The organism is bacterium endosymbiont of Bathymodiolus sp. 5 South, assembly GCF_900128535.1.
Classification (GTDB): Bacteria; Pseudomonadota; Gammaproteobacteria; order PS1; family Pseudothioglobaceae; genus Thiodubiliella.
The window spans coordinates 1-1,543 of sequence record NZ_FQTR01000288.1 but is presented as its reverse complement, the minus strand read 5'-3'; the positions used below and the strand labels follow the sequence as shown (position 1 = coordinate 1,543).

Annotated in this window: 2 protein-coding genes; both read right to left on the bottom strand. The window is 41.2% G+C overall.

Features of this window, described 5'->3' with window-relative positions:
- The coding region (locus tag BBROOKSOX_RS10880) for a cytochrome b (RefSeq protein ID WP_139661818.1) at positions 1-862 on the bottom strand (862 nt) is incomplete at its 3' end.
- 4 nt (positions 863-866) lie between these two features.
- Positions 867-1,502, bottom strand: a complete 636-nt coding sequence (gene petA / locus BBROOKSOX_RS10875) for a ubiquinol-cytochrome c reductase iron-sulfur subunit (protein ID WP_139661816.1) — start codon at positions 1,500-1,502, stop codon at positions 867-869.
- Positions 1,503-1,543 lie beyond the last annotated feature (41 nt).

The window sequence follows — 1,543 nt, the reverse complement described above, 5'->3', positions numbered from 1 at the left end:
CAATATGTTCGGGGGTTTTTAGTGGGTTGGCTTCAATAAAGTTAGCATGCTCTAAAAAGTAACCGTTCATTGCTGGTGCAAAGAATACTACTGCCGAGAAAATCATCAAGAATACCACCACACCGACAATATCCTTAACGCTGTAGTATGGGTGAAACGGAATACCGTCTTTTGGAATGCCATTTTTATCTTTATTCTTTTTAATTTCAACACCATCTGGGTTGTTTGAACCAACTGTATGGAGTGCTACAATGTGTAGGAATACCAGTATTACCAAGATAAGTGGCAATGCAATAACATGCAACGAGAAGAAGCGATTGAGTACTGGGTCGCCCACCGCATAATCACCTAAAATCCATATCAATAAGTCAGGACCAATAAGCGGCACAGAGCCAAATAACGAGATAATGACTTGTGCGCCCCAGTAAGACATTTGACCCCATGGCAGCACATAACCCATAAACGCCTCAGCCATGAGTGCAATGTAGAGCACCATGCCGAGAATCCAAATCAACTCTCGTGGCGATTTGTACGAGCCGTAAAGCAAGCCACGATACATATGTAGATAAATAACAATAAAGAACGCTGAGGCACCCGTTGAATGTAAATAGCGAATTAACCAACCCCAATTCACATCACGCATGATATATTCAACCGAAGCAAAAGCTTTTAATTCATCAGGCTTAAAGTGCATGGTTAAAAAGACGCCAGTTACGATTTGCATGACTAAAACCAACATGGCCAACGAGCCAAAGAAATACCAAAAATTAAAGTTTCTTGGTGTGTAATATTCTGCTAAATGTTCATTCCAAACCTTGGTTAGCGGAAATCTTTGATCAATCCAGTTTTTATTATTATCCATAATATTAAGTAAGTTTGTTAGATTTAAAAATAGGTGTTATTTCATGTTCTTTTGGACTGACACCAATTTGAATGAGGGTGTTTGACACAAAGTGATAAGGTGGGATCATTAAATTAATTGGCGCAGGAACGCCGGTATAGACACGACCTGCCAAGTCAAATTTAGAGCCATGACATGGGCAATAAAAACCACCTTTCCAAGCGTCACCACCAAGGTCGGCGGCACCGAGCTCAGGGCGGTAAGTTGGTGAGCAACCAAGGTGGGTGCAAACACCAACAATCACCGCAATGTTAGGATTGATTGAACGGTAAGGGTTTTTGGCGTACTCTGGTTGCTGAGAGGCTTCTAGACTGTTTGGGTCGACTAATATATCGTTTAATGTGCTTAAATTTGAAATGGTGGTTTTGTCGCGTTTAAAAATCCAAACTGGTTTTTTGCGCCAAAGTACTCGAACCAATTGCCCTTCTTCAAGTTTGCTAATATCAACTTCAATAGGTGCACCAGCGGCCTTTGCTCTGGCAGATGGATTCCATGTTGATAAAAACGGCCACGCCACAAAACCGACGCCAACCGCACCAACCACGCTTGTTGCGTTGGTTAGGAAGCGTCTTTTCTTAAGGTCTATTGTTTGTTCTGACATAAGATTGCTATTCCTTTTTGAAAAAATGATGAAGATAAAAA